The organism is Sulfitobacter sp. R18_1, from assembly GCF_017743915.1.
In the GTDB taxonomy this organism is placed as follows: Bacteria; Pseudomonadota; Alphaproteobacteria; order Rhodobacterales; family Rhodobacteraceae; genus Sulfitobacter; species Sulfitobacter faviae.
In genome coordinates this window covers 213200-236832 of sequence record NZ_JAGHRG010000009.1, presented here as the reverse complement: position 1 = coordinate 236832, position 23633 = coordinate 213200, and the positions used below count along the sequence as shown (strand labels likewise).

Below are 23633 nucleotides of genomic sequence, written 5' to 3'. Positions count from 1 at the left end.
GCTGCCCAGAGCCGCTCCTGCCCCTGCGGCTCGGACCAATCCATCGAATAGGGTGGCACCGCCTCAGGCTCCGCGCCAAGCAACTCCCGCCAAAGCCCCCGGATCAGCCCCAGACAATCGCAGCCCGCCCCCTTTGTCGCGGCCTGATGCACATAGGGCGTGCCAATCCATCCGCGGGCGGCCTGCACCAAACGCTCCCCCGCCGCACTCATCGGCGTGACCCGCCGCCGCTCGCACCGTCCGACCGGGGCACCGCCATCATCCAATCCTCCCCCGGCAAATCGGGAAAGCCGCGAAAGTTCAGCAGGTTGTTGAACTTCAGCCGACAGGTCTCCATCCGCTTGTCGCAGCCTGCGGTAAGCCGGATACGGGTGCCCGCCGCCACCGCGCCGCGGATCGGCTGCCAAAGCTCGATCACGCGCTGCCCGCCCTCAGGGTAGTCACGTTTGACCATGCCCCAAAGCCCCGCCGCCGGCCCCTCCAGCACATCAAGCCGCCCCCGGGCGAACCAACCCTCCTCGTAGCCCGGAAAAGCGGCCCAACGGAAATACTGCGCCTCCGACACCGTCTCGACCGCACGCGTCTCAGCATAGCCGGGCGCGGTGAGATCGAACCGGCAATCGCTATCCCCCAACACCGCCGAACAGGGCTTTTGATAGACGCGCCCCATGGGCCGGTTGAGCGGTTCCGTCAGCCCGCGCAACTCGGCACGAAAGCTGGCGCCCGCGCGGTGCAGCTCACCGATTGAGCCGCGAAATTGCAGCCGCCGCTGCGCGGGCTCCGCCCAGTTCACTAACCACGCCTGCACCTCGGCCCCATCAAAGCGGCCCTGTTCGATCTCATCCTCGCGGATCGCATCATCGCTGAGCGCGCCAAGCGCTTCCGTGTTGTCAACCGCCAGCCCGCTGGTCTGGGCCAGCGCCCGCGCGCTCAGCCCGGTATCGGCACGAAAGGTGACCCCGTCGAACACCAGCGGCATGTCGTGATCGGTAAAGGCAAATACCACCCCATCCGCGCGCGTCACCTGCCAGCAATGGCAGAGCGTCGTCACACCCTGCGCGATATGGGCTGCAAAGCCCCTGTCCAGCCCCGCCATCAGACCCGCACCTCGATCACCGGCACGTCGGGCACCTGTCCGGCCTGAAAACTCTCGACCGAGACCAGAATGCGGTCAGTGTCAAAGCGCACCGGCACGTCGAACTCAAAGCCAGCGAAAACCTCGATCTCAGGATCAGGCGGATGGGCAAAGGTGACAATCCCGCTCTCTGCGTCGACCTCATATTCGACGCCCTCGCGCAGCTCATCCTGCTCCAGCCCCACGCGCACGGTCCCGGCCACCGGTTTGGTGATCGGACGGCGATAGGACTGCGCCCCCGAGCGGTAAGTCTTGGTCAGTTGAAACGCCGCCCGGGCCCCATCCCCATAGCCGATGCTCTGGTCATCGAAAGCCACCGGAAGCGCCATTTTGCCCGACTTATAATCGGCCCAATCTTTCCAGCGAAACCCGTACATCTGTCCCATGCGTGCCTCGAAAAAGGCAATCAGCACCTGTAGATCATCGATCGAGCGCATCCCCAGCCCGGCATCATAGACCCGCCGCGAATGGGCCCAGGGCGTGTTACGCTCCTCATGGCCGTTGGCCAAGCTGACCACATCTGTCTGCCGTTGCGGCCCCCCGACAGAGCCAAAGCTTAGCGACGGGGGAAATCTGACCTCGTGAAACTGCATGATCTGCTCCTTTATCCGCTGCGTGGCCTATCGGTTGCGGTTGCCGGTGCCGAGGGCACGGCTCAACTGTGCGGCAATCTGGCTTTGGCTGCGCTGAAACCCCTGCACATCGGGGGTGGTGATATTCATCACGATGGTCGTCGCACCTCCGCCGTTGCCGCGCACGCCCAGCTTGCCATCGGCGCCCCGCGTCAAGGGCATGATCGCCTCCGGCCCGGCCTCGCCCATCAGCCCCGTGCCGCCGCGCATGGGAAAGGCGGTCGCCGAGGTGACCACCCCGCCCTGCGCGAAGGGCATGACCTTGCCTTGCGAGAAAGGCGCGCCATCGGCGAAGGGCAATATCCCCTCTACGATGCTGCCCACGCCCTCGCTAATCAGCCCGCCGAAATGGTCCGTCACCGGGCGCATCGCGGCATTGTAAGTCGTGCGGATCATCGACTGCGCCAAGTCGCTTAGCGCGTCCGAGAGTTTGGCCCCATCAAAGACCACCCCATCAAAGGCCCGCCGCAACCCACGGCTTAGCCCTTTCTCAAGCGTCGCCACGTCTTTGCCCGTCGCGTCAAGCGCGCCGCGCATCCGCCGTAGCTCACCATCGAACCCGGCCACCAAACCGTTGGTCTGCGCCAACGTCTCATTCAGCCCCTCGGCGCGGCTCTCAAGGTTCTCGAAATCGTCAAAGTCAGCCATCACCGGCCCCTTTCGTCTCATCTGGATAGGCCGCCATCAGCGCGGCGAGACCGTCGCTCAGCAGCGGCGCGGGTCCGGACTTCGGCCCCAGCATCAACTGCAACTCCGCCGGCGTCAGCGCCCAGAATTGATCCGGCAGCAGCCCCAATCGCGACAGCCCCACCCGCAGCAACGCGGGCCAGTCAAAGCCCCGTGCCGCGCTCACGTCTGCACCGTAAAGGCCCGAGCCAGCAATTCCGCCGCAGCCCGCGCCGCCGCCATCGGCCCGCCCTCGATCTGCGCGTGCTCAAGCGTGGCGGCATCCATCTCCGCACCGCCCCCGCGCAGCCCGGCGAGCAACAGGGCCAAGACATCGCGGCTCGAAAAACGATTGCTTTCAAACCGCTCGACCAGAGCCACAAGGCTGTCGGCCTGCAACGCCGCCTCCAACTCAGCCAAGGCCCCGAGGGTCAGCCGCGCCTCATGTCGTTCGCCATCAATCACGAGGCTCACCTCGCCGCGCCACGGGTTCGTCATGCTCACACCACCACATCGGGGGTAAAGATCAGCTCCCCCGCCGATTGCAGGCTAAGCTCAAAGGTGGCCTCCCCATTCAGCGACCCCGCGTATTCCAAAGCGGAGACCTGAAACGGCCCCTGCACCACGCCGAAATCCGGAATGATCACCTGAAAATCCGGCGTCAGCCCGTTGAAAAACAACTGCCGCGCCCGTTCATCCGTGCCCGCATCGCGAAACACCCCCGACCCGCTGATCGCGGCTGAGCGGACACCGGCACCCGCCAGCAACTCCCGCCAACCGCCGTTTGAATCGAGCGAGGTCACATCCACCGTTTCGGCGTTGAAACTCACCCGTTTGGCCCTGAGCCCGGCGATCGTCTCGAACTGCCCATCGCTGGTCATATCCACTTTGACCAAAAGGTCCTTGCCCGCTTGAACTGCCATCACTGTCTCCTCGCACCAATCTGAAATCTAAAGTCTTATGCGTCCGCGACCCGGGCGCGGAATTGCAGGTCGATCCGCCGGGCAGAGGCCCCATCGATCCGCCGCGCCGTCGCTTTGAGAAAGGCCATATCCACCACGCGCCCCCGGCTGAGCGCCGGCTCCGCCCCATGCAGCAGGTCTGAGATCACCGCCGCGCAGCCCTTCGCCGTACTGAACCCCGGCGCGCTGGTCACCACCGACAGGGTCAGGCGATGCTCTGCCCCCGCGCCTTCGGGATCCGAGAAATCCTTCGCTACCTCTTGGCCCAAGAGCACATAGGTCTCCGGTAGGCTTCCCCCCGATACCGCGTCAAAGACCGCGTCACCGATCAGCGCGGTGAGGCCCGGATCGCTCTGCAACAGGTCATAAACCGCCGCCTGCAATGCCCCTGAAAGCGCATAGGTCATACCGCCACCTCCTCATCGGCAAAGCAGATCAGATAGCGCCCGCCCGCATCGCTCTCGGCCACCGCCCGGATCACGAAGACCCGCGTGCCCTCGCGAAACCGCTGCTCGGGGGTTGGTCGCTGCGGGGCACCTTCCGGCGCCGCCCGCACTGTGATCTTGACCCCCATCCGGCTGACGGCCACCCCGCCCTGCGCAGTCTCCCGCCCCGTCCGCGCACGCACCTCGGCCCAGAGAGTGCCCAAGGGCTGCCAGACCTCGCGATGCCCTCCCGCGCCATCGCTCACCCTCAGCGGCGCTTCCAATACAAGGGGCCGGTTCAACTGCGGGCGGCTCATGCCGTCCCCCCAAAGCCGAGGCGCACCCGGCGGTAGCGTTCGATCAGGCTGCTGACGCCAAAGGGCATGCACCCTTCACCAAGCGCCGTGTCGTCGCGGTATTCATAGTAATGCGCGGCAAGCAGCATCACCGCTTGGGCCAAATCATCCGGCAACCCGCCCCAATCAGCGGCCATGCCCGCATCGAAACTGACCAGCGCGGCCCCCGCGCTTGGGATGCGCGGCAGGGCGGCGGTGCTGGCCCGAAGACGCGGCGTTTGCGCATCGCGTTCCAGCCAATAGCGCTCGGGGTCCACCGCCGTCTCCAACCCATCCCGCGCCACCAGCGCCAGCCGCGCGATCTCTTGCACCGGGGCCACGGGCAAGACCTGCGCAGCGGCATCGCGCCAAAAGGTCAGCGACAGGGCAAACCGCCGAATGATCAATACCTTGCCCGTCCGCGCCTCCACCGCCGCCATCGCCGCGCGCAGGAAGCTGCGCAACACCGGGTCTTGAAGGCCGTCCTGCGCAAAGCCGGTGCCAAGGCGCAGATGCATTCTGAAGGCCTCAACCGGCAAGACCGCATCCGGCACATTTGTCTCTTCGATCAACATCATCGAACGTCTCCAAAAATTGCTCCCGCGCCCCTTGGGGCCATGCGGTTATTCCCGGACGCGCACCGGTTGCATTGCTCGGTCGGAGGGGAGCAGCTAGACAACGCAACCTCGAAGGCGCACGTCCGGACCAGGGCCAAGTTGCCCCGGCCCCGGCTTCGGCACCGGCTTACGCCAGGCCGAATTTCATCAGCTTGATCGCCGCGAAATCGCTCACGTCGCCGCCGACACGTTTGGTGGCATAGAACAGCACATGCGGCTTGGCGCTGAACGGGTCGCGCAGGATCCGCAGATCGGGGCGCTCGGCCACGGTGTAGCCTGCCGAAAAGTCGCCAAAGGCGATGGCCATCGCATCGGTCGCCGGGTCGGGCATGTCCTCGGCCACCAGCACCGGATAGCCCATAAGCCGCGCAGGCTCGCCCGCCGCCAACCCGTCGGACCACAGAAACCGCCCATCGGTGTCTTTCAACTTGCGCACCTTGGCCGTGGTCTTGGAGTTCATCACGAAAACCGCGTTCTGGCGGTAAGCCGCGCCAAGGGCATAGACCAACTCGATGATCGCATCCGCCTCGGGATTGGCGTTGGTGCCGCTGGGGACATAGCCCAGATTGCCCCAAGTCCAGACGTCGTTGTCGACCGCCGGATGGCTCAGAAAACCGGTAGGCTTGTCGATGCCGTCACCGCTGACAAAGGCCGCCGCTTCGGCCCGTGCAAATTTGTCGGCGATACGCCCCGCCAGCCAACCTTCGATATCAAAGGCGCTGTCATCCAGCAGACGTTGGCTCGCCTTGGGCAGCGCGCTCAGCTCATGCAGCGGCACGGTGATACGGTCGATCTGGGGCGTGTCCGTCTCGGCCTGCGCGCCGCTCTCGGTCGCCCAACCAGCGCCCACATCGGCGTGATCGACCAACACATCATAAGACGTGGCCTCCACCTGCACCACCGAGGCAATCGCGCGGATCGACGCCCCCGCATTCAGCACAGATTGCACCCGGTCCGCGGTTTGCGGATCCACCAGATAGCCGCCATCCGAATTCACCGCCGTCGACATCGATTTGCCGTCCAGTTCCAGCCCGCGCAGCCCGTCGTCATCGCCGTTGCGCAGATAGGCGTCAAAGGCTTTCTTATGCGGCGCATCGTGATCGATCGCGCCCCCCAAAGGGCTGCGGGCAGGCAGGGTCATCTTGCGGTCCATCATGGCAATTCGCTCTTCTGATTGTTGAAGTTTCGTATCGATCTCGGCCCGAAAGCCTTTGAAGTCACTGACAAAACCGCTCACGGCCTGCCGCACTTCCTCCGCCGGAGACAGGTCTTTGCCCGCCTTTGTGCTCATCTCACTCTTGGTCATCGCTTTTCCTTCGATCTGCTCAGTCAAACTCAGGCTCAGCCCCGCGCCATCTCGGCCCGAGCGGCATCAAAGGCCGCCGCCATCTCGCGCAGCACATGGCCCACGGCCCTGAACTCCCCCTTGGCCCCGACCCGCGCCGAGGGCAGCATCGGAAAGGTCACCAGAGACACCTCCCAAAGCTCCAGTTCCGATAGCAGCCGCTGCCCCTTGGTGGTCTTGCCCGCCTTCACGGTGCGGTAGCCGATGCTGAGCCCGTCGATGGCCCCCGCCTCGATCAGCGCTGCCGCCTCCCGGCCCTTGGCCACAGTGCTAAGGATGCGCCCCTTGACCCAAAGACCCCGGCCATCCTCGCGCACCTCGTCCCAAACGCCGATGGGCTGGGCCGGATCGTGCTGCCACAGCATCTTGACGCTGCGCCCAGCCTTCGCGACCGCCGCAAGGCTTGCCGCATAGGCCCCCGCCTCAACCACATCGCCGCCCTGATCGACCGCGCCGAACAGGCTGGCATAGCCGCTGATCTCCAGCCCATCGTCTACCGGCGTCACGCTGCCGAAACGGGCGAATTTATACTCCAACCCGCTGCCCGGAGGCACAGCTTTCCCGTTCTCCGACCAGCCGCCGGAGGCACCCAATTGATAAGTCATCGTATTTTCCTTCGTTCAGCCCGCTATGGCGCCACCGCCAGAAAGGATTGCACCGCCTGCGCCAAGATCACCGCCACCACGCCGTAGACTGTAAGCCACAGCCGCCGTTCCAACCGCTCCATCATCTGCTCAATCCGGTCGAGCCGCTTTTGCATGTTCTCGCGGTGCACCGCGCTGAGCGTCTCATGCGCCTGAAGCCGCAACCCCGGCGCACATTCGAAGCGCTCGATCTCACGCATTTCAGGCATCATCGGCCACCGCCGGAAGCCCCAATAGGCTGCGCTTCTCCGCATCACTCAGAAACGCCGCCGCAGACACCCGCGTCCATTGCGCATCACGCTCCGCCGCCAATGCAGGCACTTGGTCAAGGTCCGGCTTCACCATCACCGCCGCCCCCAGATACCCGCTCAGCCACTCCGCCAGCGCTGCCGTCACCCGTGTCGCCAATGGCAGCACCGTCAGACGATAGAACGCCCGATGCGCCTCCTGATAATTCGCGTAAGTAGCATCGCCCTGCACCCCGATCAGCATCGGCGGCACCCCAAAGGCGAGCGCGATCTCCCGTGCCGCACTCTCCTTGGTCTTTTGAAACTCCATATCCGAGGGCGAAAAGCCCATCGGCTTCCAGTCGAGCCCACCCTCCAGCAGCATCGGCCGCCCGGCATTGCGCGCGCCTTGATGGTGGCTCTCCATCTCGCTCACCAGCCGGTCATACTGATCCTCGCTCAGCTTGCCCTGCCCCTCGGCGCCGCGATACACGATCGCGCCGGAGGGCCGCGCGGCATTATCCAACAATGCCTTCGACCAACGGCTCGCCGCGTTATGTACATCCATCGCCATGGCCGCCGCCTGCATGGGGCTGAACCCGTAGTGATCGTCCTGCGGGTGAAAGTTGCGGATATGACAAACCGGCGTCGCCGCACCGCTCGCATCGAAACGGTGCTTGCGCCCGCCCACCGCATATTCATAGGCGACAGGCCAGCCATCCGCCCCCGGCACCACGCTCATCCGGTCCGAACGCAGTACATGCAGTTCTACCGGCAAACCGCTCTCACCGCCCACGGCTTCGACATAGCCATCGCCGCTCAAAAGCATCTGCCCATACAGCGCCTCAAGCATCTCCGCCCGGCCTTGACCCGCATTCGGGCAGCGCATCAGCTCGATCAGCGGGTGTTCGTCATAGCGCCGCGCGCTGTCCTGCACGACCAGCGGCAGCGCCGCCGCAGCCTCGGCGATCAGCTTGACCGAGCGGAACCCAACCGGATTGCCGCAGAACCCGGCGCGCGTCAGGCTCACGCTATCGCGCGGGCTCCAGGCGACACGGCCCGAGGTCTGATAGGCGACGACCGGCCCCGTGGCGGATGCTTTGCACTCCGCCGTCTCACCTGCCGCGCCACGCCGTAGAAAATCGAATACCATGTCGTCGCTCCTCATTCTGCCCGGCCCCGGCGGCGAAGACCTGCCTCGCATTGCCCGGCGTTGTCAGACTTTCCCTGAAATCCCTTAACGCTGGTGAAACCCACCGTGCGCTGTACCACGCAACAGCCCGCTCACAGGCTTCGCACCCCCGGGCTGCGCCACTGCGCGGCAGGCTCAATCATCAGCTCATGCAGCGCCCAGACCAGCGCATCGACGCGGTCCGGGCTGCCCTTGCCCTCGTACCCCCGCGCCGTCATCAGACACATCTGATCCTCCAGCGCATCAAGCCCCGGCAGGTGGCTCACCCGGCCCTGCTCATAAAGCGCCGCGACAGGCTCCGCTCGCGCCACTTTGCCCCGCGCCGCATGCACGGTCTTGAGCGAGACCAGTGGATCGACCTGCCGCAAGACCTCGGCCACCAACTGCCCGCCCTGATTTACCTCCGCCACCAACCGATCCGCTCCGTAGCGCGTCATCGCCGCAATCGCCGCCTGCGCCCAGCCATTGGGCGTGGCCCCCTGCACCGTGCAATCAGCGAGCACCACCGCCCGCCAATCCTGCGGCGGCCCCTTGGTCTGCGCCCCCACCACCACGATGCCACATTCATCCGAGCCCGCCCCGCTGGTCGTCGCCGGGTCGAGGCCCACCACAATGCGGTCCAATTCCGGCGCCTCTCGCAGGCGCCCCGCCTCCAACAAGGCCGAGGTCCAGAGCGCCCACTCCGCGTCCGCCAAGAGCACGCCATCCAACTCCTGCCGCCCCAACCGCGTCCCGCGGTAGCGCGCCCGCACTTCTTCCAGAAACGACCCCGCCAGATTGGCCGCATTCGCCTCCGTCGGCGCATGGGTCGTCACGGTCGAAGGCGCGGCCAAAAGCGCCTTCAACACATCCACATTGCGCGGTGTCGTCGTCACGCAGACCTGCGGGCGCTCCCCCAAGCGCAGCGCAAACTGCAACTGGTCCCAAGCCTCCTGCCCGCGCTTCCATTTCGCCAATTCATCCACCCAAGCCGCATCAAATTGTGGCCCCCGCAGCCCTTCGGGATCATGCGCCGTATGCACCGTGGCAATCGCCCCATTCGGCCAGACCAACCGCTTGCGCGTCGCCTCCCAATCGGGCCGCCGATCCGGCGGGCTACAGGCCAGAATGCCGCTGTCGCCAAAGATCATCACCTCGCGCACCTGCTCGATGGTCTCCCCCACCAGCGCCACGCGGCTGCACGCACCGGGGTCGAGCGGTCGGCTCCCCTCGACCTTACTGCGGACCCATTCCGCCCCGGCGCGCGTCTTGCCCGCGCCGCGCCCGCCCATGATCACCCATGTCCGCCAATCGCCCTCAGGCGGCAGTTGGTGGTCAAGCGCCCAGAACTCAAACAAAAAAGGGAGAGCCAGAAGCTCTCCCTCACCGAGGTCATTCAGAAACTGCGCCTGGGTCTGAGCATCGGCGCAGGCGATCCAGCTTGCACCCGATGTCAGCCCGCGCTTTGTCCATGTCGAGGGCATAGCCCCCGCGCGCGATTCCAGCTTGTCGGTTTCGACAGTCATTCAGCGTGTTCTCCGCTTTCAGGCAATGCGCCAGCAATCCCGCCACTTTGGACGTTTTGCCAGACACCGCAGTTTCCTTGAGTTCCCCCCCGGACCGGGCCTGTTCCGTCAGACCTTCGATTTCCCGGCGCAACGCGCCGATTGCTTCTTGGAGACCGCGCAGGATTTCCGCGCTGTCTTCCGTCTCTTGCTCCGGGGTAATGATCGTCATCGCTTTACCTCTTGTTGGTTATCCCCAACCGAGCAGACACAAAAAAACGACCACCGGGTTACCCCGGGGCCGTTCGCCCATGTCTTCTAGCGTGTCACAAGTCCTACGTCAGACCGTGCGCAAAGTCAAGAAAAACTGTGTTAACAAGACCTTACGCCGCCGCGCGGCAAGCTCTCCGCGCAAATAAAAACCCCGCTGTCTCCAGCGGGGTTTTCAGTGGTCTCAGTTTCCGCCGGTTGAGGCATTGCCCGCCGCTTCCGCGCCGCGCTCCGCCTCGATCTGACGCCAGCGCGCAACGTTGCGGTTATGCTCGTCCAAGGTTTCCGCAAAAGCGTGCCCCCCGGTGCCATCCGCCACGAAAAAGACGTAGTCCGTCTCCGCCGGTTGCGCTGCGGCCATCAAGCTCGCCCGGCCCGGGTTGGCGATGGGCGTGGGCGGCAGACCGTCGATCACATAGGTGTTCCACGGCGTCTCTGCCCGCAGTTCCGAGCGGCGCAGCCCGCGGCCCAGCACGCCCTTGCCCTCGGTCACCCCGTAAATCACCGTGGGGTCGGTCTGAAGCCGCATCCCTTGGTTCAAACGGTTCACGAAAACGCTCGCCACCTGCTCACGTTCGGCGGCGACACCGGTTTCCTTTTCGATGATCGACGCAAGGATCAGCAGGTCCTCGGGCGTCTCAATCGGCAGATCGGGGTCGCGCGCTTCAAAGGCTTCGGCCAAGAGCACCTCCTGCGCCGCGGCCATCCGTGCAATCACCTCGGCCCGGTCGTCGCCCGGACGCACCTCATAGCTATCGGGCGCGAGGCTGCCCTCTGCTGGAAGCTCCGCAACCTCGCCGGTCAATTGCTCGACTTGCTTGAGCGCTTCGACAACTTGCCAGCTGGTCACCCCTTCGGCCAATGCCACACGGAACCGCGTGTCATTCGCACTCGAGATTTCGGTATAGGCTTCGGGAGCTTCTTCCTCACCCGGAGTGAATTCCGCGCGTTCGACGAACCGGCTGGTGACCGGGTCCAACTCACGGACCTGCACGCTCACCCGGTTCACCCCGATGCGATAGACTACCTCTGTGCCGCAGGTGCTGGCCCCGCCTTGGGTCACGATGTCCACGATCCCCTGCATCGAGGTGCCGGGCTGAACAAGGAAGCTGCCCGCTTTCAGGCTGCTCGACTTCTCCTCGTAATCCGCGCCCATGCGAAAGATCGCGGGCGAGGAAACCGCGCCCTGCTCCTCAAGGTTCTGGCTGACCTGCCGCATGTTCGAGCCGCGCTCGACCTGCACACAGATCGCCTGTTCCAACGGCCCTTCAGAGACATAGGTCGACTTGCCCCAGAGGATGATCCCCCCAAGCAGAAACAGGCCGACCAACAGAAACGTCACGGCGTTAGAGGCGATATGACGCCACATTTAGCTGACTTTCCCGAAGAGAACCGATGCGTTGGTGCCACCGAAACCAAAGGAATTGCTGAGCGCCACATCGATCCTGCGCTCGACCTTCTTGTTCGGCGCCAGATCAATCGAGGTTTCCACCGCCGGGTTGTCGAGGTTGATCGTCGGTGGCGCCACCTGATCGCGGATCGCGAGCATGCAAAAGATCGCCTCGATCGCGCCCGCGGCACCCAAAAGGTGCCCGGTGGCGGATTTGGTCGAGGACATGGTCACATTGCCCGCCGCATCACCCATCAGACGCTCGACCGCGCCCAGCTCAATGGTGTCGGCCATGGTCGAGGTGCCATGCGCGTTGATGTAATCCACATCCGCAGGCTCCAGCCCCGCATTCTTCAGCGCCGCACGCATGGAGCGTTCGCCGCCCTCGCCATCCTCGGAAGGGGCGGTGATGTGATGCGCGTCGCCCGACAGGCCATACCCCAGCACCTCGGCATAGATCTTGGCACCGCGCGCCTTGGCGTGTTCATACTCTTCCAGCACCACGATGCCCGCGCCCTCGCCCATGACGAAACCGTCGCGGTCCACATCATAGGGGCGGCTGGCCTTTTGCGGATCATCGCCGCGTTTGGTCGAAAGCGCCTTGCAGGCGTTAAAGCCCGCCATACCAATCTCACAGATCGCCGCCTCGGCACCGCCTGCGATCATCACATCCGCATCGCCGTATTTGATCAGCCGCGCCGCATCGCCGATGGCATGGGCGCCGGTCGAACAGGCGGTCACGACCGAGTGGTTCGGCCCTTTGAAACCATAGCGGATCGACACCTGACCCGAGATCAGGTTGATCAGCGCGCCCGGCACGAAGAAGGGGCTCACGCGGCGCGGGCCTTTCTCATGCATCATGACGGCGGTATTGGCGATGGAGTTCAGCCCCCCGATGCCCGAGCCGATCAGAACGCCGGTGCGTTCCTGATCCTCCTGTTCGGTCGGCTTCCAACCCGAATCCTCAACCGCCTGCTGGGCGGCGGCCATGCCGAAGAGGATGAAGGTATCGACCTTGCGCTGCTCTTTCGGCTCCATGTATTTATTGGCGTCGAAGGTGCCATCGCTGCCATCGCCCAAGGGCACTTCGCAAGCGTATTGAGTCACCAGTTTGCTGGCATCAAAGCCGGTGATCGGCCCGGCCCCGGATTTCCCATCAAGGATCCGTTTCCAGCTTTCTTCCACGCCGTCCGCGAGCGGGGTAACCAAACCCAAACCCGTTACTACAACTCTGCGCATCTCAGTGCCCCTTGCCGATAATGTCTCGGCGAACCTCTTACCCTGCAAAAGCCTGTAGGCACAAGCATATCGGCGGGGGTCCGCAGGCAGAGCGCAAAAACGCCGATGGCCCGAATCTCAGGCGCCTTCGCGGCTCATAAGCTCAGCCCGGCGGGCCGCGCCGGGTCATCAGATGCACCGCACCACCCGCCGTCTTGACATCGCGTAGCCCCTGATAGCCAAGCGCCCTCGCGATCCGCAAAGCGGCCTCATTCCCCGCAGAGATCATGCAGACCGTGCGGCCCGTGATCACCCGATCAAACCACTCATGCGCCGCCCGGGCGGCCTCGGCCCCAAGCCGCTGGTCTTGGGCCTGAGGGGCCAAGACCAGCCGCGCCTCGGGGTAAGTGTCGAAATCCTCGCCGAAATTGCGGGAACCAAAGACGAAACCGGTCTGACCCAACATCTCGCGCTGGCGGTGGAGCTGCACCGCCCACTGCCCAAAACCGGTGATCTGCCAATGGCCCGCGTTGCGCAGAAAAGCGTCCCATGACTGGCCCTTGGGCCGGGGCTGATCGAGGATCCGGTCCGCCACATCGGGCATCGCCCAAATCTCGGCATAGCGCTGAAAATCCTCGGCGCGCATGGCGCGCAGGGTCAGTCTGGCGGTGTTGATGGTCGGGATCGTGCGGGACATGGGGTGAATTGCCTTCACGCTTGAAACTTCTTGGCGCAGACATGCGACCTCAGCTCCAAAGGGACAAGCCCGCCCCGTTCAAACAAATAAAAACGGCGTCATTCCGCTAGGAATAACGCCGTCTTCAAAACTCAAATTCGCCGGTTGCCCGGCAAAGCCTTAGGAGGCTTCTTTGATGAACTTGACCGCATCGCCAACGGTCTGGATGTTCTCAGCCGCGTCATCGGGGATCTCGATGCCGAACTCTTCTTCGAACGCCATCACCAGTTCCACGGTGTCGAGGCTGTCTGCGCCGAGATCGTCGATGAACGACGCATTCTCAGTCACTTTGTCCTCTTCCACGCTCAGGTGTTCTACAACGATCTTTTTCACGCGGTCTGCGACGTCGCTCATAATAAGTCCTCATGTCTTCGGGCCATTCAAGGCCCCTTTTGGTTTCCGCCCGCCGGTAATCGGCGTTTGGAGGATGCCCCAAAAGGGGCGGCTATTTCCTTGTTCGCACAAGGCGCAGGGGGTGATCAAGCACCCTCCGTTTCGATTCTGCGCCCCCTTTAGCACATGCGCCGGGCTTGGCAAACGCTATTGAGGCGCAGGGTCACAACATGGCCATACCGCCGTTCACATGCAAGGTGGTCCCTGTCACATAGGCGGCCTCGGGGCTGGAAAGATAGACCACGGCGGCGGCGATCTCATCCGGGTCGCCCATGCGGCCTGCGGGGATTTGCCCCATGATTCCAGACTTTTGCTCGTCCGTCAGCTTGTCGGTCATGGCGGTGGTGATGAAGCCCGGGGCCACGGCGTTCACGGTGATCCCGCGGCTTGCCACCTCATAGGCCAGCGACTTGGACATGCCCACGACACCCGCCTTGGAGGCCGCGTAATTCGCCTGACCGGGGTTACCGGTGGCGCCCACCACGCTGGAGATATTGATGATCCGGCCCCAACGCGCCTTCATCATGCCGCGCATCACCCCTTTGCAGAGCTTGAAGGTCGCGGTGAGGTTCACGTTCAGCACCGAATTCCACTCGTCATCCGACATGCGCATGAAAAGATTGTCGCGGGTGATGCCCGCATTGTTCACCAGAATATCGACCGAGCCCATGGCCTCTGCCGCCTGTTTCGGCAGCGCGTCCACGGCCTCCATATCGCTGAGGTTGCACGGCAGCACATGGGCGCGTTCGCCCAACTCGGCCTTCAGCGCCTCAAGCGGTTCGGTCCGCGTGCCGGACAGACCAACGGTGGCCCCTTGGGCATGCAGTTTGCGCGCGATATCCGCGCCGATGCCGCCCGAAGCGCCGGTGATCAGGGCATTCTTTCCTGTAAGATCGAACATGTCTCTTCCTTTATTCTCTCAAAGGGCGCGAGGCCCCGACGCGGCGGAAATGCCGCTTATTTTCATGCCTCAGGCGTCAGACGCGGCCTTTGCCTCATCCGGCGTGCCGATGCTGCGGGTGGCCACGCTCTTGTCGATGCGTCGGATCATGCCCGAAAGCGCCTTGCCCGCGCCGATCTCCCACGCCTCTGTCACGCCCTGCGCGGCCATCCACTCGACCGAGGAACGCCAGCGCACGCGGCCTGTGACCTGTTCAACCAGCAACTCGCGAATGCGGGCGGCGTCCGTAACCGCCTCTGCGGTGACATTGGCCACCAGCGGCACGGCGGGATCGTTAAAGGTCACTTCGCCCAATGCTTTCGCCATCTCTTCCGCAGCCGGCCCCATCAAGGGGCAATGGAAAGGGGCGGAGACGGGCAGCAGCAGCGCGCGCTTGGCTCCGGCCTCTTTGGCCATGGCGACGGCCCGCTCAACGGCGGCCTTCTCGCCCGAAAGCACGTTCTGGCTCGGGTCGTTTTCATTGGCGACCTGACAGACGGCCCCTTCGGCAGCGGCTTCGGCCAGTTTCTCGGTCTCTTCGATCCCGAGGCCGAGAATCGCCGCCATGGCGCCCTCACCCACCGGCACGGCGGCCTGCATGGCCTTGCCGCGGATGCGCAGCAGCCGCGCGGTGTCGGCCAGCGACAGCGCGCCAGCGGCACAGAGCGCGGAATATTCGCCAAGGCTGTGCCCGGCCACGAAGGCCGCTTCTTCAACACTGACACCTTCGGCCTTCAGCGCGGCCATAGCAGCCAATGAGGTCGCCATCAGCGCGGGCTGGGCGTTCTCGGTCAGGGTCAGCGTCTCGATGTCGCCCTCCCAGATCAGCTCCGACAGTTTCTCGCCCAAGGCCGCATCGACCTCGTCGAAAACGGCGCGGGCCTCGGGGTAGGCTTCGGCCAGATCGCGGCCCATGCCGATGGTCTGGGCGCCCTGCCCGGGGAAAACGAATGCGATGCTCATGGTTGCAGCCTCTTATTAGCGATTTCATCCGATGTATCGCGTCACATGCCGCAAGGGCAAGCCCGTCCCGGCTGCCACCCCCCGCAGCGGGGGTTGCCGTGGCCGGGAAACCGTGTATACGGGCGCTTCCTTGCACAGCATATGAACCGCGCAGACTCTCGTGGTGGGGAGCAAGGATGAACGCCCCGCCTATGAAATGCGCCTTGATACAAATAGGAGTGCACATGCCGCTTTATGAGCATGTTATGATTGCGCGTCAGGACCTGTCCAACACGCAAGCAGAAGGCCTCATCGAACACTTCGGCACCGTTCTCGCGGACAACGACGGCAAGCTCGTCGACAGCGAGTACTGGGGTGTCAAGACGATGGCCTACAAGATCAACAAGAACCGCAAGGGCCACTATGCCTTCCTGCGTTCGGACGCACCCGCGACCGCCGTGCAGGAAATGGAACGCCTGATGCGCCTGCATGATGACGTGATGCGCGTCCTGACCATCAAGGTCGACGAGCACAAAGAACTGCCCTCCGTGCAGATGCAGAAACGCGACGAACGCGACAACCGTCGCGAGCGCCGTTGATCGCCAGCTTGAAGAAGAGGACATAAACCATGGCTGCAAAACCATTTTTCCGCCGTCGCAAAGTCTGCCCCTTCTCGGGCGACAACGCACCTGCGATCGACTACAAGGACACACGTCTGCTGCAACGCTACATCTCTGAGCGTGGCAAGATCGTTCCTTCCCGCATCACCGCCGTATCGGCCAAGAAACAACGCGAGCTGGCCCGTGCCATCAAACGCGCCCGTTTCCTCGCCCTGCTGCCCTACGCCGTCAAGTAAGGAGAGAGCACATGCAAGTTATCCTTCTGGAACGTGTGGCCAAACTGGGCCAGATGGGCGAAGTCGTGGACGTAAAGCCCGGCTATGCCCGCAACTACCTGCTGCCGCAGGGCAAGGCGCTGTCGGCCTCCAAGGCCAACGTCGAAGCCTTTGAGGGCCAGAAAGCCCAGCTCGAAGCACAGAACCTCGAGACCAAGAAAGAAGCCGAGAAACTCGCCGAGAAGCTGAACGGTCAGCAGTTCGTCGTGATTCGCTCCGCTTCCGACGCCGGCGCGCTCTACGGCTCCGTCACCACCCGTGACGCCGCCGAAGCCGCGACTGCCGAAGGTTTCTCTATCGACCGCAAGCAGGTCGTTCTGGGCAACCCGATCAAGGAACTGGGCGTGCATGACGTGCGCATCATCCTGCACCCCGAAGTCGACGCCACAATCGAGCTGAACGTTGCACGTTCGCCCGAAGAGGCCGAGCTTCAGGCATCGGGCAAATCGATTCAGGAACTGGCCGCCGAAGAGGAAGCCGCCGCTGAATTCGAGATCTCCGAACTCTTCGACGACATCGGCTCTGCCGCTGACGAAGACGGCGACTCGGACGTGGTGCGCACCCCCGAGGGCGACGCACAGGACGACAGCAACAGCTGATCCGGCCTGCCTGACCTGACATGAAACGCCGCGCGGTCCCCCGCGCGGCGTTTTCTTTTGCGCAAGCCCCCCAACCGCCCCGCGCGGGCCTCTGACGCAAACCCCTGCAAAAACAGCGGGATTTATGCTATGATACCTCCATTCAGCATGGAGGATGACACATGCGTTACATCACCATCACCACTTGGGAACTCGCCGACGGGGCGGATTACGACGTGGCACTGCGCGCCATCGAAGAAAAGCGCCTGCCCGCCCTCAAGGGCTTTGGCGCCAGCCGCATCACCGTGGTCCGCACCTCTGAGCGCACGAGTGCCGCAATCACCGAATGGCCCGACAGGGCCACGCGCGACGCCGCCGAACTCAAGATCGACGAGGTCCGCCGTTCGGTAAAACGCGAAGATCAGAGCCGCATGACCGGCGAAATGAAAGGCGAAATCGTCGCCGACGTTTAAGCATGGCGAAAAGCCGCGCCTGAGGGTCCAAGGCTTGGGCAAGGGGCCGCGTATCCTGCGCCCGCGCTCTTGCCCGACGGCCCCCCTTGGGGCGATCCTCGGGGCGAGATAACAAGCCCCGGTGCATCATGCCTCAGACAACACGCCGCATGTTCCTTTCCCTCATCGCCGCCAGCACGATCACCGCGTGCAGCGCTGCGCCCGAAGTCTCCTCCACGCCGCCGAAGCGCCCCGCCCTGCCCCTGCATCCGAATGAGACGCCCGAACTGCGGCGCAAGATCAACCACTGGGCCGACTTCTACGACCTGCCGCGCCCCTTGGTGCACCGTCTGGCCATCCGCGAAAGCACCCATAACCCGCGCGCCCGCAACGGCCCCTATTACGGTCTGCTGCAAATCCTGCCCGCCACCGCACGGTCGATGGGGTTCCGGGGCAAACCTTCCGATCTCTTGGACGCCGATACCAACCTGAAATACGCGCTGAAATACCTGCGCGGCGCCTGGCTCCTGTCGGACGGTGACCATGGCACCGCCATTAAATGGTACGCCCGCGGCTACTATTACGAGGCCAAGCGTCGCGGCATGCTTGTGGAAACCGGCCTACGGGACGGGTGATTAATTTTCGGGCTTGCGCGGCCTCTCGCTTCGCCTCAGGTAGGTGTTAATCACGTCAAGAAGGAACGCCGCATGACCCTCCGCCTCAACCGCCGTCACTTCCTCGCCGGCACTGCCGGATTGCTGGCCCTCCACCCCTTCTCTCTCCGCGCCGCGGCCAATCAGGCGCATCTGCGGTTGATGGAGACGACGGACCTGCATGTGCATGTCTTTCCTTACGACTATTACGCCGACAAAGAGGTCGACACCGTGGGCCTTGCCCGTACCGCCAGCATCGTCAAATCGATCCGCGCCGAGGCGACCAATACCCTGATGCTCGATAACGGCGACTTTTTGCAAGGCAATCCGATGGGCGATTACATCGCTTATGAGCGCGGCATGAAAGAGGGCGACATGCACCCGGTGATCCAAGCGATGAACACGCTTGGCTATGACGCCTCGACCGTGGGCAACCACGAGTTCAACTACGGGCTCGACTTCCTGATGAAATCCCTCGCCGGGGCCGAGTTCCCGGTGGTTAGCGCAAATGTCGTCAAAAAGATCGGCGCCAAGCCGAGCGACGATGACACGCTGGTCAAACCCTATGTCCTGCTCGACCGGATGTTGACCGATGGTGCCGGTGAAACGCATCCGATCAAGATCGGCATCATCGGCTTTGTCCCGCCCCAGATCATGAGCTGGGACCGCCGCCACCTCGAAGGCAAGGTACAGGCCCGCGATATCCTCGAGTCCGCCCGCGCATGGGTGCCCCAGATGAAAGAGGCAGGGGCCGACATCATCATCGCGCTGTCGCACTCGGGCATCGGTGCGGCCAAGGAAGAGGATATGATGGAGAACGCCTCAGTTCCCCTCGCTGCTGTGGAGGGGATCGACGCCATCATGACCGGGCACAGCCACCTCGTCTTCCCCTCGGGCAGCTATGCGGACTATCCGGGCGTGGACGTCAGTGAGGGCACAATCCACGGCAAACCCGCCACCATGGGCGGCTTCTGGGGCAGCCACCTCGGCCTGATCGACCTGATGCTGGAGCGTGACGGCAGCGGCTGGCGCATTGCCAGCCACAGCGCCGAGGCACGCGCAATTTCGCAGCGCAACGAAGACCGCTCAGTAATGCCGCTGGTGGAAAGCGATGCCGAGGTGCTTGCCTCCGTCCAACAGGAACATGATGAGACGCTGGCCTATGTCCGCCGTGCCGTGGGCAAGACCGACGCCAATCTGCACAGCTATTTCGCGCTGGTGGCGGATGACCCTTCGGTGCAGGTCGTCTCGAACGCGCAGCGCTGGTATATCGAACAGATGCTGAAAGGGACCGAACATGAGGGGTTGCCGATCCTCTCCGCCGCCGCCCCCTTCAAGGCCGGTGGCCGTGGCGGGCCGGAGTATTACACCGATGTGCCGAAGGGCGATGTAGCGATCAAGAATGTCTCCGACCTCTACCTCTACCCTAACACAGCCCGCGCGGTGCGCGTGACCGGGGCGCAGGTGAAGGATTGGCTTGAGCGGTCAGCGGGGATGTTCAACCAGATCACCCCCGGCATGGCCAATCAACCGCTGCTGAACCCCGAGTTCCCCAGCTACAATTTCGATGTGATCGACGGGGTGACCTATCAGATCGACCTTAGCCAGCCTTCCAAATTCGGTCCCAAGGGCACCGTGGCAAACCCTGAGGCAAGCCGGATCGTGAACCTTGAGTTCGAAGGGCAACCCCTTGATCCCGAGGCCGAGTTCATCATCGCCACCAACAACTACCGTGCCAGCGGCGGCGGTGCCTTCCCCGGCGCGATGGGCGATACCATCGTCTTTGAAGGGCCTGACACCAACCGCGATGTGATCGTGCGCTATATCGTCGAAAAAGGCACCATCAGCCCCCGCGCTGATGGCAACTGGCGCTTCGCGCCGTTGGAGGAAACGAGCGTGATGTTCGAAACCGGGCCAAAGGCGGCGGACTACGTCGATGAGGTGACAGGCGTAGAGATGGAACAGGTAGGCGACACGGAAGACGGTTTCGCGCAGTTCCGGATTACTTTGTGACGTCCCCGATGCGTATCAGCATCTGACACCGCCATATAGAGCAGCGCCTTCCCTGGGGGCGCTGCAACGATGGAGGCCTGCGGTCGCCCCCATCGCATGAGACCGCTGCGAATTTCCGAGACCTTGCAAATCGCCCCCGGGGTGCGCCCGGGCGGGACGTCGACAGTAGGTTCGGTAATCCTTCACGCCCATCCAGAGTGACAGGCAAAGGTCACGCTTCTCACCCAGCCCAAACGGAACAGGGGCGACGGTTTCCCGTCGCCCCTGCTCCAAAATCCGATCCGGTAATACTTATTCGTCTTCCAGCTCTTCAACAGCTTTCTGAAGCTCTTCTTTCGAGATTTCTTTCTCGGTCACCTTGGCCTGCTCGACCACGTGATCGACGACCTTGTCCTCGAAGATCGGCGCGCGCATCTGCTGCTGCATCTGCTGGTTCTGCTGCACGAATTCAAAGAACTGACGCTCCTGACCCGGGTACTGGCGCGCCTGGTTCATGATCGCTTGGGTCATCTCGGCGTCGGTCACCTGAACGTCGGCTTTCTGGCCCAACTCGGCCAGCAGCAGGCCCAGACGGACACGGCGTTCGGCCAATGTCTTGTGCTCGTCTGTCGGCTCGATCTCGGGGTGATCGTGGCCTTCCACATCGGGGTTTTCCTCGTGCCACAGCTGATGCGCGATCTGCTTGGCTTCGGCATCGACCAGCGACGGCGGCAGGTCAAAGCTGACCTCTTTGTCGAGCGCGTCCAGCAGGTTACGCTTCATCACGGCGCGCGATGCACCGGCATATTCCGCTTCCAGACGCTCAGCGATCTGACCTTTCAGCGCGTCGAGATCCTCGGCACCGAATTTCTTGGCCATCTCGTCGTTAACCTCGGCGGCGACGGGCTCTTTCACTTCTTTCACAGTGCAAGCAAAGGTCGCTTCCTTACCGGCCAGATGCGCGGCCTGATACTCTTCGGGGAAGTTCACGACGACGGATTTCTCTTCGCCCGCTTTCACGCCAACCAGCTGCTCTTCGAAGCCGGGAATGAAGGAGTTGGAGCCCAGCACCAGCGGGTAATCTTCCGCCGCGCCGCCTTCGAATTCTTCGCCGTCGACGGAGCCTTTGAAGTCGATCACAACCTGATCGCCATCTTCGGCCTTGGCACCCTCTTCGCGGGCTTTGAAGTCCTGCGCGGTTTCGGCAAGGCTTGCCAGCGCTTCTTCGACAGCCGCATCGTCAGCTTTGACCACCATCTTTTCCAGTTCGATCTTGCTCAGATCAACTTCGGGAATCTCAGGCAGTTTTTCGTAGGACATGGAGACTTCGACGTCGTCGCCTTCTTTCCAGTCCTCATTGGTCATCTTGACCTCGGGCTGCATCGCGGGGCGGTCGCCGGTCTTTTCGAAGTGCTCGTTCATGGCGCCGTCGATGCTTTCCTGCATCGCTTCGCCCATGATCCGCTGGCCGAACTGCTTTTTCAGCAGCGCCATCGGCACCTTGCCCTTGCGGAAGCCCTTCATCTCGACTTCGGGCTGCGCTTCGGCCAGCTTCTCGTTGACCTTGGCTTCAAGCTCATCGGCGGTGACGGTGATGTTGTAACCGCGTTTCAGACCTTCGTTCAGCGTCTCGTTGACCTGCATGTGTGCTCCATAGGGTAAGGCCGCGCGGCGGGGGCGCGGGCGAAAATTTGTGTCCTTCTATGGGTGTTGAACCGCCTGCGCAAGGGGGTCCGCGGCCCATCGCGCCACATCCGCAGAAATCGCCCCCACCCCCGCCGGGCAGCCCAGTGTCGGGCTAGACCAAAAGCACGGCGACATAGGCCACATAGGCCAGCGCAAAGAGCGCCCCCTGCCCGCGTGTCACGCGCCCGCCAAAGGCGCAGGCGATCAGCGCCACCGTGGCCCCCAGCATCACCCAGATGTCGAGCGTGGCGATCTGCGCAGCCACCCCCACCGGCTGGATCAGCGCGGTGATGCCCAGAACGCCGAGGATGTTGAAGATGTTGGAGCCGACCACGTTGCCCAATGCCACATCGCTCTGCCCGCGCCTTGCGGCGATGACCGATGTGACCAATTCCGGCATGGAGGTGCCCACGGCCACGATGGTCAGGCCGATCACCGCCTCGGACAGCCCCACGGCCTGCGCAAGCGCCACGGCGCCGGTGACCAGAAACCGCGCCGAAAGAATGGTCAGCAAAAGCCCACCCAGCAGCCAGACGAGCGCCAGCCAAAACGGCGCTTGATCCGGCAGCGGCGCCATCGCCTCTGCCCCGCTTCGATCGCTGCGAAAGGTGTAAATCAGATAGGCAGCCAGCCCCACGAGGGCGACGGCCCCGGCAAGCCGATCCACCTGCCCCAGCAGCACAGTGCCGAGGCAAAGCAGGCTCGCCGCCAGCATGACCGTCCCGTCCCGCGCGAAACTACGCCCGGAGATGGCCACCGGGGCGATCACCGCGGCGAGCCCGAGAATCAGCAGGATATTCGCGATGTTCGATCCCACGACATTGCCAAGCGCGATGCCCGGCGCGCCCAGCAAAGCCGCCTGAACCGAGGTCACCAGTTCCGGGGCCGAGGTGCCAAAGCCCACCACCGTCAGCCCGATCACCAAGGGCGACAAGCCTATCCTCTGCGCCAGCGCCACGGCGCCGCGCACCAGATACTCACCACCGAGCACGAGCCCCAGCAGACCACCAAGGACAAACAGAATGTTCACGGGAAAAATCTCACCGGCCTCAGACCATCGGGCGCCGCGGAGACCGCGCAGACGCCCGATGCAAATGGGGATGGGTCGGAGGCATTCAAGGCCGCGCGGAAAATTCAGGTCCGCCGCGGCAGGGCGCTCACATGCCCAAGGCTTCTTTGTACATTTCCATCACCGCTTCTTCTTCGGCGATGTCGTCCTTGTCCCGCTTGCGCAGGGCGATCACCTTGCGCAGCACCTTGGTGTCGTAGCCGCGCGATTTCGCTTCGGCCATCACCTCTTTTTGCTGTTCGGCAAGGTCTTTTTTCTCGGCGTCCAAACGCTCGATCCGCTCGACGAACTGGCGCAGCTCATTGGCGGTGACCCGGTAGGTCGCATCACCTTGGGATTCGACGACATCGGGATTGGTGCTGGTATCGCTCATGGGAAGTCCTCACGGAATGGCTGGCTCTGGCGGGTTTGACTACAGGCTGCACGCCCAGCCCGCAAGCGGGACTTGCCCCCCTTGACGGTTTGGCGTAGCTCTGCCGCCATGGAAAGCGCAAACACATCTATTTTCGATCTCATGGTCTGGGGCGGCGCGGGTCTGTCCCTTTTGGGATTGCTCGGTCTGGGCTGGTGCATCATCAAGGTGAGCCGTGCAAAACGCGCGCAGCTCGACGATGAGGAGATGCGCGTGGTGCTGCGCAAAGTCGTGCCGCTGAATATGGGTGCGCTGTTTCTCTCCGTCATCGGCCTGATGCTGGTGATCCTCGGGATTTCGCTGGGCTGATCGGCGCGTTTGACCGGCCCGCCCCGGCGGTGCT

At 63.6% G+C, this 23633-nt stretch carries 30 protein-coding genes and 1 pseudogene; 7 read left to right on the top strand and 24 right to left on the bottom strand.

What is annotated here, in order from left to right:
- The 21 genes and pseudogenes from J7392_RS18015 to fabD form a co-directional block, all read right to left on the bottom strand.
- Positions 1-212: pseudogene (locus tag J7392_RS18015) on the bottom strand (peptidase); the annotation flags it as partial.
- Positions 209-1096 (bottom strand): DUF2163 domain-containing protein, encoded by an 888-nt coding sequence (locus tag J7392_RS18010; protein ID WP_209218773.1) that lies wholly within the window; start codon positions 1094-1096, stop codon positions 209-211. The gene J7392_RS18010 and the pseudogene J7392_RS18015, both read right to left, overlap by 4 nt.
- Positions 1096-1728, bottom strand: coding sequence for a DUF2460 domain-containing protein (locus J7392_RS18005; RefSeq protein WP_209218772.1), 633 nt, complete (start codon positions 1726-1728; stop codon positions 1096-1098). Before J7392_RS18005 ends, J7392_RS18010 begins: the two co-directional genes overlap by 1 nt.
- Before the next feature lie 27 nt (positions 1729-1755).
- On the bottom strand, positions 1756-2415 hold the full coding sequence (locus J7392_RS18000; RefSeq protein WP_209218771.1) for a phage tail tape measure protein: 660 nt from the start codon (positions 2413-2415) through the stop codon (positions 1756-1758).
- Positions 2408-2620: a rcc01693 family protein gene (locus J7392_RS17995; RefSeq protein WP_209218770.1), complete on the bottom strand. Its 213-nt coding sequence runs from the start codon at positions 2618-2620 to the stop codon at positions 2408-2410. The genes J7392_RS18000 and J7392_RS17995 overlap by 8 nt, the downstream gene beginning before the upstream one ends.
- Positions 2617-2931, bottom strand: a complete 315-nt coding sequence (locus J7392_RS17990; protein ID WP_209218769.1) for a gene transfer agent family protein — start codon at positions 2929-2931, stop codon at positions 2617-2619. The genes J7392_RS17995 and J7392_RS17990 overlap by 4 nt, the downstream gene beginning before the upstream one ends.
- A gap of 2 nt (positions 2932-2933) precedes the next feature.
- Positions 2934-3356, bottom strand: coding sequence for a phage major tail protein, TP901-1 family (locus J7392_RS17985; protein WP_209218768.1), 423 nt, complete (start codon positions 3354-3356; stop codon positions 2934-2936).
- 35 nt (positions 3357-3391) lie between these two features.
- Positions 3392-3802: a DUF3168 domain-containing protein gene (locus J7392_RS17980; protein ID WP_209218767.1), complete on the bottom strand. Its 411-nt coding sequence runs from the start codon at positions 3800-3802 to the stop codon at positions 3392-3394.
- On the bottom strand, positions 3799-4137 hold the full coding sequence (locus tag J7392_RS17975) for a head-tail adaptor protein (RefSeq protein ID WP_209218766.1): 339 nt from the start codon (positions 4135-4137) through the stop codon (positions 3799-3801). Before J7392_RS17975 ends, J7392_RS17980 begins: the two co-directional genes overlap by 4 nt.
- Positions 4134-4733, bottom strand: a complete 600-nt coding sequence (locus J7392_RS17970; protein ID WP_209218765.1) for a head-tail connector protein — start codon at positions 4731-4733, stop codon at positions 4134-4136. The genes J7392_RS17975 and J7392_RS17970 overlap by 4 nt, the downstream gene beginning before the upstream one ends.
- Before the next feature lie 166 nt (positions 4734-4899).
- The gene (locus J7392_RS17965; RefSeq protein WP_209218764.1) at positions 4900-6078 is read right to left on the bottom strand and encodes a phage major capsid protein; all 1179 of its coding nucleotides are present in this window, start codon (positions 6076-6078) and stop codon (positions 4900-4902) included.
- Positions 6079-6113: 35 nt separating this feature from the next.
- A complete protein-coding gene (locus tag J7392_RS17960) occupies positions 6114-6722 on the bottom strand; it encodes an HK97 family phage prohead protease (protein WP_209218763.1) in 609 nt (202 codons plus the stop codon).
- A 23-nt stretch (positions 6723-6745) separates the two neighbouring features.
- A complete protein-coding gene (locus J7392_RS17955) occupies positions 6746-6970 on the bottom strand; it encodes a hypothetical protein (RefSeq protein ID WP_209218785.1) in 225 nt (74 codons plus the stop codon).
- Positions 6963-8141, bottom strand: coding sequence for a phage portal protein (locus J7392_RS17950; RefSeq protein WP_209218762.1), 1179 nt, complete (start codon positions 8139-8141; stop codon positions 6963-6965). The genes J7392_RS17955 and J7392_RS17950 overlap by 8 nt, the downstream gene beginning before the upstream one ends.
- 131 nt (positions 8142-8272) lie before the next feature.
- Positions 8273-9643, bottom strand: a complete 1371-nt coding sequence (locus J7392_RS17945; protein ID WP_209218784.1) for a terminase family protein — start codon at positions 9641-9643, stop codon at positions 8273-8275.
- Between the two features lie 475 nt (positions 9644-10118).
- Positions 10119-11303 carry an endolytic transglycosylase MltG gene (gene mltG, locus J7392_RS17940; protein WP_209218761.1) on the bottom strand — a complete coding sequence of 395 codons (1185 nt, stop codon included), beginning with the start codon at positions 11301-11303 and terminating at the stop codon, positions 10119-10121.
- On the bottom strand, positions 11304-12563 hold the full coding sequence (gene fabF, locus J7392_RS17935) for a beta-ketoacyl-ACP synthase II (protein WP_209218760.1): 1260 nt from the start codon (positions 12561-12563) through the stop codon (positions 11304-11306).
- 142 nt (positions 12564-12705) lie between these two features.
- A complete protein-coding gene (locus J7392_RS17930) occupies positions 12706-13239 on the bottom strand; it encodes a GNAT family N-acetyltransferase (RefSeq protein WP_209218759.1) in 534 nt (177 codons plus the stop codon).
- A 159-nt stretch (positions 13240-13398) separates the two neighbouring features.
- A complete protein-coding gene (locus tag J7392_RS17925) occupies positions 13399-13632 on the bottom strand; it encodes an acyl carrier protein (RefSeq protein WP_067261852.1) in 234 nt (77 codons plus the stop codon).
- Positions 13633-13834: 202 nt separating this feature from the next.
- Positions 13835-14572, bottom strand: coding sequence for a 3-oxoacyl-ACP reductase FabG (fabG, locus tag J7392_RS17920; RefSeq protein WP_209218758.1), 738 nt, complete (start codon positions 14570-14572; stop codon positions 13835-13837).
- Positions 14573-14641: 69 nt separating this feature from the next.
- Positions 14642-15574 (bottom strand): ACP S-malonyltransferase, encoded by a 933-nt coding sequence (gene fabD, locus J7392_RS17915; RefSeq protein ID WP_209218757.1) that lies wholly within the window; start codon positions 15572-15574, stop codon positions 14642-14644.
- A gap of 224 nt (positions 15575-15798) precedes the next feature.
- Between fabD and rpsF the strand changes: the two genes are divergently transcribed.
- From rpsF to J7392_RS17885, 6 genes are all read left to right on the top strand, one after another.
- Positions 15799-16152, top strand: a complete 354-nt coding sequence (gene rpsF / locus J7392_RS17910) for a 30S ribosomal protein S6 (RefSeq protein ID WP_067261847.1) — start codon at positions 15799-15801, stop codon at positions 16150-16152.
- Positions 16153-16181: 29 nt separating this feature from the next.
- Positions 16182-16409 (top strand): 30S ribosomal protein S18, encoded by a 228-nt coding sequence (gene rpsR / locus J7392_RS17905; RefSeq protein ID WP_005852865.1) that lies wholly within the window; start codon positions 16182-16184, stop codon positions 16407-16409.
- A gap of 11 nt (positions 16410-16420) precedes the next feature.
- The gene (gene rplI / locus J7392_RS17900; RefSeq protein ID WP_067261846.1) at positions 16421-17047 is read left to right on the top strand and encodes a 50S ribosomal protein L9; all 627 of its coding nucleotides are present in this window, start codon (positions 16421-16423) and stop codon (positions 17045-17047) included.
- Between the two features lie 161 nt (positions 17048-17208).
- Complete coding sequence (locus J7392_RS17895; RefSeq protein WP_168612589.1) at positions 17209-17499, top strand: hypothetical protein; 291 nt, start codon at positions 17209-17211, stop codon at positions 17497-17499.
- Between the two features lie 128 nt (positions 17500-17627).
- Positions 17628-18113 carry a lytic transglycosylase domain-containing protein gene (locus J7392_RS17890; RefSeq protein ID WP_209218756.1) on the top strand — a complete coding sequence of 162 codons (486 nt, stop codon included), beginning with the start codon at positions 17628-17630 and terminating at the stop codon, positions 18111-18113.
- Positions 18114-18185: 72 nt separating this feature from the next.
- A complete protein-coding gene (locus J7392_RS17885; RefSeq protein WP_209218755.1) occupies positions 18186-20144 on the top strand; it encodes a bifunctional 2',3'-cyclic-nucleotide 2'-phosphodiesterase/3'-nucleotidase in 1959 nt (652 codons plus the stop codon).
- Between the two features lie 291 nt (positions 20145-20435).
- Here J7392_RS17885 and tig read toward each other — a convergent pair whose 3' ends face one another.
- The 3 genes from tig to J7392_RS17870 form a co-directional block, all read right to left on the bottom strand.
- Entirely contained in the window at positions 20436-21767 is a 1332-nt protein-coding gene (gene tig, locus J7392_RS17880) for a trigger factor (RefSeq protein ID WP_067261839.1), read from the bottom strand.
- Positions 21768-21921: 154 nt separating this feature from the next.
- Positions 21922-22839, bottom strand: a complete 918-nt coding sequence (locus J7392_RS17875; RefSeq protein ID WP_209218754.1) for a calcium/sodium antiporter — start codon at positions 22837-22839, stop codon at positions 21922-21924.
- 127 nt (positions 22840-22966) lie between these two features.
- Positions 22967-23251: a DUF2312 domain-containing protein gene (locus tag J7392_RS17870; protein WP_067261835.1), complete on the bottom strand. Its 285-nt coding sequence runs from the start codon at positions 23249-23251 to the stop codon at positions 22967-22969.
- A gap of 108 nt (positions 23252-23359) precedes the next feature.
- On the opposite strand from J7392_RS17870, the gene J7392_RS17865 reads away from it, so the two are divergent.
- Positions 23360-23599 carry a hypothetical protein gene (locus J7392_RS17865; RefSeq protein ID WP_168612596.1) on the top strand — a complete coding sequence of 80 codons (240 nt, stop codon included), beginning with the start codon at positions 23360-23362 and terminating at the stop codon, positions 23597-23599.
- Positions 23600-23633: the final 34 nt, after the last annotated feature.

Coding starts and splice junctions, on each gene's coding strand:
- J7392_RS18010 (WP_209218773.1), bottom strand. CDS start 1,096: ATGGCGGGGCTGGACAGGGGCTTTGCAGCCCATATCGCGCAGGGTGTG.
- J7392_RS18005 (WP_209218772.1), bottom strand. CDS start 1,728: ATGCAGTTTCACGAGGTCAGATTTCCCCCGTCGCTAAGCTTTGGCTCT.
- J7392_RS18000 (WP_209218771.1), bottom strand. CDS start 2,415: ATGGCTGACTTTGACGATTTCGAGAACCTTGAGAGCCGCGCCGAGGGG.
- J7392_RS17990 (WP_209218769.1), bottom strand. CDS start 2,931: ATGACGAACCCGTGGCGCGGCGAGGTGAGCCTCGTGATTGATGGCGAA.
- J7392_RS17985 (WP_209218768.1), bottom strand. CDS start 3,356: ATGGCAGTTCAAGCGGGCAAGGACCTTTTGGTCAAAGTGGATATGACC.
- J7392_RS17980 (WP_209218767.1), bottom strand. CDS start 3,802: ATGACCTATGCGCTTTCAGGGGCATTGCAGGCGGCGGTTTATGACCTG.
- J7392_RS17975 (WP_209218766.1), bottom strand. CDS start 4,137: ATGAGCCGCCCGCAGTTGAACCGGCCCCTTGTATTGGAAGCGCCGCTG.
- J7392_RS17970 (WP_209218765.1), bottom strand. CDS start 4,733: ATGATGTTGATCGAAGAGACAAATGTGCCGGATGCGGTCTTGCCGGTT.
- J7392_RS17965 (WP_209218764.1), bottom strand. CDS start 6,078: ATGACCAAGAGTGAGATGAGCACAAAGGCGGGCAAAGACCTGTCTCCG.
- J7392_RS17960 (WP_209218763.1), bottom strand. CDS start 6,722: ATGACTTATCAATTGGGTGCCTCCGGCGGCTGGTCGGAGAACGGGAAA.
- J7392_RS17955 (WP_209218785.1), bottom strand. CDS start 6,970: ATGCCTGAAATGCGTGAGATCGAGCGCTTCGAATGTGCGCCGGGGTTG.
- J7392_RS17950 (WP_209218762.1), bottom strand. CDS start 8,141: ATGGTATTCGATTTTCTACGGCGTGGCGCGGCAGGTGAGACGGCGGAG.
- J7392_RS17945 (WP_209218784.1), bottom strand. CDS start 9,643: ATGCCCTCGACATGGACAAAGCGCGGGCTGACATCGGGTGCAAGCTGG.
- mltG (WP_209218761.1), bottom strand. CDS start 11,303: ATGTGGCGTCATATCGCCTCTAACGCCGTGACGTTTCTGTTGGTCGGC.
- fabF (WP_209218760.1), bottom strand. CDS start 12,563: ATGCGCAGAGTTGTAGTAACGGGTTTGGGTTTGGTTACCCCGCTCGCG.
- J7392_RS17930 (WP_209218759.1), bottom strand. CDS start 13,239: ATGTCCCGCACGATCCCGACCATCAACACCGCCAGACTGACCCTGCGC.
- J7392_RS17925 (WP_067261852.1), bottom strand. CDS start 13,632: ATGAGCGACGTCGCAGACCGCGTGAAAAAGATCGTTGTAGAACACCTG.
- fabG (WP_209218758.1), bottom strand. CDS start 14,572: ATGTTCGATCTTACAGGAAAGAATGCCCTGATCACCGGCGCTTCGGGC.
- fabD (WP_209218757.1), bottom strand. CDS start 15,574: ATGAGCATCGCATTCGTTTTCCCCGGGCAGGGCGCCCAGACCATCGGC.
- rpsF (WP_067261847.1), top strand. CDS start 15,799: ATGCCGCTTTATGAGCATGTTATGATTGCGCGTCAGGACCTGTCCAAC.
- rpsR (WP_005852865.1), top strand. CDS start 16,182: ATGGCTGCAAAACCATTTTTCCGCCGTCGCAAAGTCTGCCCCTTCTCG.
- rplI (WP_067261846.1), top strand. CDS start 16,421: ATGCAAGTTATCCTTCTGGAACGTGTGGCCAAACTGGGCCAGATGGGC.
- J7392_RS17895 (WP_168612589.1), top strand. CDS start 17,209: ATGCGTTACATCACCATCACCACTTGGGAACTCGCCGACGGGGCGGAT.
- J7392_RS17890 (WP_209218756.1), top strand. CDS start 17,628: ATGCCTCAGACAACACGCCGCATGTTCCTTTCCCTCATCGCCGCCAGC.
- J7392_RS17885 (WP_209218755.1), top strand. CDS start 18,186: ATGACCCTCCGCCTCAACCGCCGTCACTTCCTCGCCGGCACTGCCGGA.
- tig (WP_067261839.1), bottom strand. CDS start 21,767: ATGCAGGTCAACGAGACGCTGAACGAAGGTCTGAAACGCGGTTACAAC.
- J7392_RS17870 (WP_067261835.1), bottom strand. CDS start 23,251: ATGAGCGATACCAGCACCAATCCCGATGTCGTCGAATCCCAAGGTGAT.
- J7392_RS17865 (WP_168612596.1), top strand. CDS start 23,360: ATGGAAAGCGCAAACACATCTATTTTCGATCTCATGGTCTGGGGCGGC.